Genomic DNA, 8,098 nt, shown 5'->3' with positions numbered 1-8,098 from the left:
GCCTCGGTAGCTCAGTTGGTAGAGCAACGGACTGAAAATCCGTGTGTCGACAGTTCGATTCTGTCCTGAGGCACCATTTGTATTCCATGCGGTTGTGGTGGAATGGCAGACACGCCATCTTGAGGGGGTGGTGAGCGTACGCTCGTGAGGGTTCAAGTCCCTCCAACCGCACCAAATATATAAGGACCTACAGATTACTGTAGGTCCTTTTTGCTATAACATTAAAAGTTGTAGATGTATATAGGAGAGAGAAATGAATAAGAAATATTTTGTGCTGATGATGCTTTCACTAGCATTATCTAGTCAGTTTAGTTTAACGGCAACAGTGGATGAGATAAACCCCAATACCAGTGCTGAACTGAAAAATAATGCAAAGTCAAATCAGCCTGTACAAACTAAAGCTCCTGTGAAATTAGAGTTTGTTGAGATTATTCCTGGGGCTTTTAAAGCTGTTATAAAAGATAAATCGATAGATACGAAGGCACTTTCAATGGGCGATGAAATTATATTAGAGCGGATGGAGAAGGAGTACGCTTCTCAACGATTAAAAATATCAGAAAAACCTGATTTTGGAAGTGAATATAAAACGTTTGATCCACTTTATAATGATAAGGATGAAACAGCACTAAAAGAAATTAAACACTATAATACTGAATCAACACGTAATGAAGGCTATTTTATTGGTGGTCGAGAAAAACCCTTACGCATTGTGAGCCCATATATGAAAAAGAATGGTAAAGGGGAAATTAAGCTAACTAATCCTGTTAATACTAAAGATTATCGAACTCGTGCTGATCGGGATGCAGCAAATGAAAGGGAAATTCGAGAATATTTAGATAAAAATAAGGGAAAAGGGCATGATCTATTTACGGCTAGATCTAAAGCTGAAATTAAAGAATCTTTGGAAGAATTTTTTAAACCGATAGAATTGATTCAGTATCCTATCAATAATCCAAAAGATTATAAAAGGATGCCTACGATTCCAGGCTTTCCAAAAAATATGCCAAGTTTTGCCAAAAACATTCATATGCATAGTAATCCAGGCTTTTTACAAGGTAGGGCTTATGTACAATTTGGATTTGGAGGCACATCGGAACAATTAAAGCCATATGTTGATGAAGCGCTTTCAAATTCTAAAGTAGTTGTTTTAAAAGCTGATATATCCAATGTGTATGTTAAACGATATATCGATTCGAATATGGCTTATGCAGATTCTCTATATGCATTAATTCCAAGGTCGATATTGACTGTAAAAAATACAACTGTGCCGATGGGTAAATTTATACAAGAGCGACAAGACCATCCAATTGATAAATCTGTAGATGAAATATATGAGTTGGAAAATCAAGTATTGGCAGAATTCAATAAGGTACAGATTGCAGATGAAGACAATAGTGCAAAGTATAAGAGATATTTTGAAACTCGTAAACGCATAGAAGATGCGCGAGACGCATTAAAGCCTAAACCGGATTATGAAAATAAGCATTCTAAAGATAAAGTGTATCCAATTTATACTGAAAAGGAAAATCAAAAGCTTCAAAAACAATATTTGCATAGATTGTCATATAATGAAGATTCCATAGAAATACCAGACAATTATGTATTGTATGTATTTGATTTTGGCGGAAGTCGGAATCATCCATATTCTCTAGGTGCTGCAGTTAGTCCTGATAAAAACTACATAATATATTTCTGCCAACAAGGTTGATTATAAAACAATAAAAGGTAGCAACATATATGTTGCTATCTTTTTTGCTATATCCATCTAGGCAGAATTTCATATTATATGTACAATCATAGTAATTAATAATATATTGATTTTAGTATGAGAGTGTTTTATGAAATTTAACTATGGCGATACATTGCGAATCCGAAGTGATTTATATACAATTCTAGGTAAAATTCGCTACATTGATACTCATGGGGCGATTAGGTATAAGTATAAGCTGGTTAAGCATAAAAATAACGCAGAATTTTGGATCTGTTGGAATAAAAAACATGGCGCATATCAGTTTACAAAGTTGTGCAGTAAAGCGATGCCATCTGACATGAACGTAGTACATCGTGGCTATCAGATGGTTATAGGTACAAGAGGGGATATAGATATAGATTTTGCGGATGTAGCTCGTTATGAAGAGTATGAAGATGCTAATGGCACTCATACATTTATTGTTGAAAAAGGGGTCCATACGACTGAGTATTCAAAAGGCGTTTATGTTGATAAGGAATATGTGTCTCTTGAAAGCGATGCAGAGATACCTAAGCCCATTCTAGATAAAATGGATACCATTAAGAAAATGAGATTCATAGGGCCCATAATTTGGTTCTTAGCGAACTTATTAAATAATAAAAGGTAGTAACAATTTCTTGTTACTACCTTTTTGTTTGCTCTAGAATTTAGTTGTTAGCTGTTAGCTTCAGCTGTTTGGAGTTGTTCAAGTTCTGCTTCTTTAGCATCTAATTCTTTTGCACCAAAGTGGGCAAGTACACAGAATGTAATGCAAAGAATACATGCTACCATTAGGAGATAGAAACCTGCATTCCAACCGAATTTATCTGCTAAAACACCAAATAGTGTTGTACCAAGGTTGGCACCTACGATGTAACTCATAAAGCCACGAAGACCAACAGCAGAGCCTACAGCGAATGGAGGTACAATATCCATAGTTTGTACAGATGCTAAGAATTGAGGAATGTAGATTAAGCAACCTACAATAGCAGCAAAGAATGTAACCCATAAGAGGGATTCACTTTGCCAATAGCCAAAGATACAGAAGAAGATAATACTTACTGCAATGATTGCTGGTGGCATACGATAACCTTTGAAGAATTTATCGGAAATGTAACCTGCAAAAAGTGTAGAAGGAATGGCTGCCCATTCAAAGAATAAGAAGGCGATGGACATTTCAGCTTTAGAGAAGCCTTTTACTTGTAATAAGTAAATAGGTAACCATGTAAGCATACCGAAACGAATCATATAAACGAATGTATCAACTAGAGACACATACCAAGCATTTTTATTTTTTAATACATATTGTACAAAGATTTGTCTTGTGCTTAGGTGAGGTGCTTCTGCACTTCTATGTGCTTTATGAGATGTATCGGCAATGATTTCACTAGTTGGCGGCAAGCCTTCGCGTTCAGGACTTTCTTTAATCAAGAAGCAAATAATAACAGCTACTATAATTGCAATAATTGCAGGAATACCATAGCTGCCTAATTGCCAGTGATCGGTAGTAGTGAAGTATAGCGCAGCGGCTACGATTGGTGCTACGATACCACCACCAAGATTATGGGAGATATTCCAAATTGCCCCAAAGCGACCACGTTCCTGTTTTGGATACCATTTGGCAAGTGTGATGAAGGATGGACCTACACCAAAGCCTTGGAAGAAACCATTAAGAACTACTAATACTAAGAAGAAGGCGAGGCTGTCGGCAAAGCTCATAAAAATGTTGATAATTGCACAACAAATAAGACCGAAAGCCATGAATTTTGCAGGGCTTGCTTTGTCAGCAAGACTACTCATAAAGCCTTTACTTAGACCATAGGCGATAAGCATACCACTAGATAACAAACCGATTTCGGTTTTGCTCATGTGTAAGATATCTGATAAAAAATGAGTTGATAAGGCAAAGTTGTTACGAACAATATAGTATGCTGCGTAACCAATGAAAATACCAATTAAAGATTGGAATCTGTATTTATAGTATAGATTCATAATCATATTCTGTGGTACAGATGATTTTGCCTCTTTTGGTTGTAGAAATGAAAACATTATTATTACCTTTCTTTCTTAATAACCAAATTCTAGTGCACTGCTAATACTACCACTTCTAGATGATTTATGTAAATGATTTATGGTACGAAAATAAGCGTTTATGTCATGAAATTTATTAATAATACAATTTATATAAATCTTTTGCAAGTATTTATTAGTAAAAAGAAAAGATAAAATTTTTCTAAAATATTGACAAAGTTATTTTATAATTGTATATTAAAGGTGACATACTGGCGTGTCGTTAAAGGGACTTAGAGAGAGTTAGCCAGACTGACATACGATATAGTTCGAGAGTAACTATATACATAAAAGGCATGCCGCTGAGAGACGAGAGAAGGGTGGTGTGCCTTTTTTGTATACCTAATTCCAAATATATAAAATTTTATTAAAATAGTACTATTTGCAAGTTTAAGGAATAGACTAAAACCTCCCTATGTAATACAATGTATTACATAGGGAGGTGCTTTATATGGCAAATATTTCAGTCCGTTTAAATGAACAAGAAGAAGAGTTATTTAAAACATATGCTGAGTTTATGGATGAAACACTTTCTACTCTCTTCAAGAAGGCTTTACTAGAAAAGATTGAAGATGAATTTGATCTTAAGGTAGGTCAAAAAGCATTAGCAGAATATAAGCAAGATCCTGTTACCTATTCTGTGGCGGAAATGCGTGCAAAATATGGCTTATAAACTTGAGTTTTCTAAACGGTTTGACAAGCAATTTTCTAAACTCGATAAATCAACGCAACGTTATCTCTTTAATTGGCTTATCAAGAACGTAGATAATGTAGAAAATCCTAGATATTCAGGAAAATCATTGACTGGTAATAAGACGGGGCTGTGGCGTTATCGCATTGGTAATTATAGAGTCATTGCCGATATTAATGATGATAGATGTATTATTTTAGCGTTAGAAGTTGGACATCGAAAAGATATTTACAAATAGAGGATATACTATGAAATACTTACGTCGTGAACTGAATCAAGTAGAAAAAGAATACTTAAAACAATTTGGACAAGACTCTTTAAACCGTGTCGTTCTACACGATCCAAATACAAAGGATAAACAAGAGGTACAAGATACGATTGATATTCTAAAAGATGCTATGGCTAAGAATAAACCTTTAGAACAAGTTCCGGAGGATATGTGGCGACTTATTGAGTTTTAAATTACCTAAGTAGCTATATAATATGTGCAGCAACTCTTTTTTATATAGTTTATTTAATGGAGATATGAATGAAGTTAAAAGGATTTATACTTGTTGTGACCGCATTGGTTGCGAACATAGGAATAACAAATGCTGAGCAGTTATCCACTCTATCTGTAGGAACACCTTTGGGCACAAACGCTACTCAAGTTAATAGAATCCAATCTTTAGAGGTTATGCCTTATATGGAAAGTAAAGTAACGGGTGAAACAGAATTATCTTATGCTGTTATGTCTCTTGCTAAAAAAACATATAACGAACAAATATTACAGCAGCGAGATGAGGAATCGCGTATGCACGCTCATATAGAGGAACATAATAGAAGAATAAGAAGTACGCCACAACGAGACTTTATTAAAAATCCCTATACACGAGAAGAAATTGAAAAACAAATTGTAGATGCTATTAATTTTAGGGAAAGCATTAAATATCCTGTTAATGACAAGGAATATTACAATCATATAGATATAAATAAAGTGAATGATTTGTCTGGTTTTCCAAAGAAAATACCTTCTTTTGCTAAGCAAGTTGATATTCATTTAAAGCCACCTAAGGCGATTGAAGATGGTCGTTATATCCAAGTTTCTTTCACCGGTAAACCATCAGAGTTAAAGCCTTATATTCAAGATGCAGAAAATCATGCTAAGGTTATTATTACTAAGGGTGAGACTGAACGTGTTTCGATTAAACCGTACGAGGATGTTAAGACGAAGTATAGAAAATACATGTCTACTATATTGCCAGAAGAATGGATTGAAGTAACGAATACATTCAATAATATGTATCCATATAAAGTGGCCTTAAGTAATGAGAATATTAAGCGAAAGGTTGATTATGAGCTCTCTAACCAAATGAACAATAAAATGGGGTTGGACTTAGAGCAAGATTCTAGTCAATTAAGTTCTGATAAAGTGTTGTCTAATGATGAAAATAAGGCTTTACAGAAAAAATATTTAGGCTACTATTCGTTTAAGGAAGTTAAGCGACCATTTAACGCAGATTATACATTCTATATCTTTAAATTTGATTATTCATATAACACGTTTACTGTTGCAGGTATGGCAGTTAATCCAGAACAAACTAGAGTAATCTATTTCTTACATACAGTTCAATAAAAATAAAAGGCACATTGTTAATCGAATGACCTTCTTAATTTAAGGAGATAGTTCAAAACAATGTGCCTTTTTTGTTATAGGTTATAGAGTTCAGGTTTGCGATCTTTAAAGATATTAATTTTGTTACGGATATCTTCGACTACAGCGAGGTCGATGTCTACGGAAACAATGCCTTCGTTAGTGCCCATTTCGAGTAGGTTGGTGCCCCATGGATCATATACAGCAGAGTGACCTGTACTTTGAACGCGGCCCACTGTGCCGCAGCCGTTTACGGCACAGACGAATAATTGGTTTTCAATAGCACGCACTTCATTGAGTACCTGCCAGTGTCGTAAACGCATAGTAGGCCATTGCGCAGGCACAAATAATAATTCCGTGCCTGGTAATGCAGCCATTCTTACTAGTTCAGGGAAACGGATGTCGTAACAGATGACCGTGCTACAAGGAATTCCATCTAGCTCAAAATGCGTAGTATGAGTACCGCTAGCAAAGTATTTGTCTTCCTTAGCAGGGCTAAAGCCGTGCATCTTGGAATATTCTCCTACAAGTTCGCCGCTTCGGTTGTAAACATAGGATGTATTAAATACGAGATTCTCTTTGGCAACTGCTACAGATCCGCCTACAATATTTACATTATGTTCCTTAGAAAATGCACGTAATAAGGCTTTTGTGCGGTCCCCATTTGTATCGGCGATATTGATTAAATCTGTAGATGGATAAAAACCAGTGTTCCAGGTTTCCGGTAATACGATAATATCTGGACTTTCAGATAGGGATTGAGACAATAATTCTTGAACTCGATTGTAGTTATATTCTATGTCATTTACGTGGACATCCATTTGTATGAGAGTAAGACGTTTTTTCATGGTAAATCCTCTGTGTATTAAAATAGTATAGTTTACGCTATATAGTATATAATTAAAATATTAAAGCATTATTGAGCGTATTACAATATAACAATGGTAATAGTTTAAATGCTATTCTTTTGTAGGAATGGATAAAATGGAATTAGATAACACTAGATGTACAGGCAATCATTACCATAGGTATTCCAGATGAGCCTATGAATCCTAGACCTAGAAAATCGATTGATGAGATACTAGTAAAGCGTTAGTTTTTTACTAATCTTCATAGAAATGTTATAATATTCTGTATATAATTGTGTTCTAATAGAGGAGGACCTATGAAACGGATTCCATTGGTAACACTATTAGTTGTCGCATTGGCAATGGTTTTGGCCGGATGTGGATTGCTTTCACAAAAAACGGAACCGGCTAGTCCAACGGCGCCTGTAAAAGAAGTCAAAATGGTACATCCAACGGGCATCCCTGTTCTTATGTATCATAAAATTGGCGATGATAAGGATAACGATGCAGTTATTCGTGAGGATCTATTCAGAGAACAAATGAAGTTCCTCAAAGATAATGGTTATAATCCATTAACAATGGATCAACTATATGATTATGTCGTAAATGGTGCAGCAGTGCCTGAAAAACCTGTTGTATTAACCTTTGATGACGGTTATGCGGATACGTATTCTATCGTATATCCAATTATGAAAGAATATGGTTTTGCAGCCACTGTGTTTATCAATCCTGGCGATGTAGGTACACGGTTAACTTGGGATCAAATTCGTGAAATGCATAAAAATGGTATTACCATTTCCAATCATGGATTCCAACATATCGAAATGGGCCAATTGTCTGAAGCTAAACAAATAGAAAATATTACAAAGGCTCAAGAAGCCCTTGCAAAAGAGGTGGGCATCAAGGATAATCCTTGGTTCTGCTATCCTTATGGAGATAAAAATGAATTCACCGATGATGCCACTAAAAAAGCGGGCATTAAAATGAGTATGGCCATGAAATCTGGCTGGGCTCATACAGGTGATAATCCATATAACATTTTGCGTGTTTGGGTTGGTAATGCTGTTGATATCAAACATTTTGAAGAACGCATTAGCACTGAACATTTCACTGATTTATAAGGAGAA

The 8,098-nt window shown here is 35.3% G+C and carries 9 protein-coding genes and 2 tRNA genes; 9 read left to right on the top strand and 2 right to left on the bottom strand.

The genetic code is table 11. The features are described 5' to 3' along the window. From ACSV5T_RS08515 to ACSV5T_RS08500, 4 genes are all read left to right on the top strand, one after another. Positions 1 to 76 (top strand) — tRNA-Phe (locus tag ACSV5T_RS08515). A 12-nt stretch (positions 77 to 88) separates the two neighbouring features. After that, a tRNA-Leu gene (locus ACSV5T_RS08510) sits at positions 89 to 174 on the top strand. A 79-nt stretch (positions 175 to 253) separates the two neighbouring features. Next, positions 254 to 1,708 (top strand): hypothetical protein, encoded by a 1,455-nt coding sequence (locus ACSV5T_RS08505; protein ID WP_438320789.1) that lies wholly within the window; start codon positions 254 to 256, stop codon positions 1,706 to 1,708. A 130-nt stretch (positions 1,709 to 1,838) separates the two neighbouring features. Continuing rightward, positions 1,839 to 2,357 carry a hypothetical protein gene (locus ACSV5T_RS08500; RefSeq protein ID WP_438320788.1) on the top strand — a complete coding sequence of 173 codons (519 nt, stop codon included), beginning with the start codon at positions 1,839 to 1,841 and terminating at the stop codon, positions 2,355 to 2,357. Positions 2,358 to 2,404: 47 nt separating this feature from the next. Here ACSV5T_RS08500 and pgtP read toward each other — a convergent pair whose 3' ends face one another. Further along, entirely contained in the window at positions 2,405 to 3,778 is a 1,374-nt protein-coding gene (gene pgtP / locus ACSV5T_RS08495; protein WP_438320787.1) for a phosphoglycerate transporter PgtP, read from the bottom strand. A 472-nt stretch (positions 3,779 to 4,250) separates the two neighbouring features. Between pgtP and relB the strand changes: the two genes are divergently transcribed. The 4 genes from relB to ACSV5T_RS08475 all read left to right on the top strand — a co-directional run bounded on the left by relB (position 4,251) and on the right by ACSV5T_RS08475 (position 6,105). Continuing rightward, positions 4,251 to 4,472 (top strand): type II toxin-antitoxin system RelB family antitoxin, encoded by a 222-nt coding sequence (gene relB / locus ACSV5T_RS08490; RefSeq protein ID WP_005387906.1) that lies wholly within the window; start codon positions 4,251 to 4,253, stop codon positions 4,470 to 4,472. Continuing rightward, on the top strand, positions 4,462 to 4,728 hold the full coding sequence (locus ACSV5T_RS08485; RefSeq protein WP_005387908.1) for a type II toxin-antitoxin system RelE family toxin: 267 nt from the start codon (positions 4,462 to 4,464) through the stop codon (positions 4,726 to 4,728). Before relB ends, ACSV5T_RS08485 begins: the two co-directional genes overlap by 11 nt. Positions 4,729 to 4,738: 10 nt before the next feature. Continuing rightward, the gene (locus ACSV5T_RS08480; RefSeq protein ID WP_005387910.1) at positions 4,739 to 4,951 is read left to right on the top strand and encodes a hypothetical protein; all 213 of its coding nucleotides are present in this window, start codon (positions 4,739 to 4,741) and stop codon (positions 4,949 to 4,951) included. Positions 4,952 to 5,019: 68 nt separating this feature from the next. After that, positions 5,020 to 6,105, top strand: a complete 1,086-nt coding sequence (locus ACSV5T_RS08475; RefSeq protein ID WP_438320785.1) for a hypothetical protein — start codon at positions 5,020 to 5,022, stop codon at positions 6,103 to 6,105. Positions 6,106 to 6,179: 74 nt separating this feature from the next. Here ACSV5T_RS08475 and ACSV5T_RS08470 read toward each other — a convergent pair whose 3' ends face one another. After that, positions 6,180 to 6,971, bottom strand: a complete 792-nt coding sequence (locus ACSV5T_RS08470; RefSeq protein ID WP_438320784.1) for a carbon-nitrogen family hydrolase — start codon at positions 6,969 to 6,971, stop codon at positions 6,180 to 6,182. Between the two features lie 317 nt (positions 6,972 to 7,288). Here ACSV5T_RS08470 and ACSV5T_RS08465 point away from each other — a divergent pair, with 317 nt between their 5' ends. Then, positions 7,289 to 8,092, top strand: a complete 804-nt coding sequence (locus ACSV5T_RS08465) for a polysaccharide deacetylase family protein (protein ID WP_438320783.1) — start codon at positions 7,289 to 7,291, stop codon at positions 8,090 to 8,092. Positions 8,093 to 8,098 lie beyond the last annotated feature (6 nt).

The sequence above is a fragment of the Veillonella sp. ZSJB6 genome (assembly GCF_051549505.1).
In the GTDB taxonomy this organism is placed as follows: domain Bacteria; phylum Bacillota; class Negativicutes; order Veillonellales; family Veillonellaceae; genus Veillonella.
Note: the sequence above shows the minus strand (reverse complement) of the source record. Positions and strands in the feature narration are given on the sequence as shown.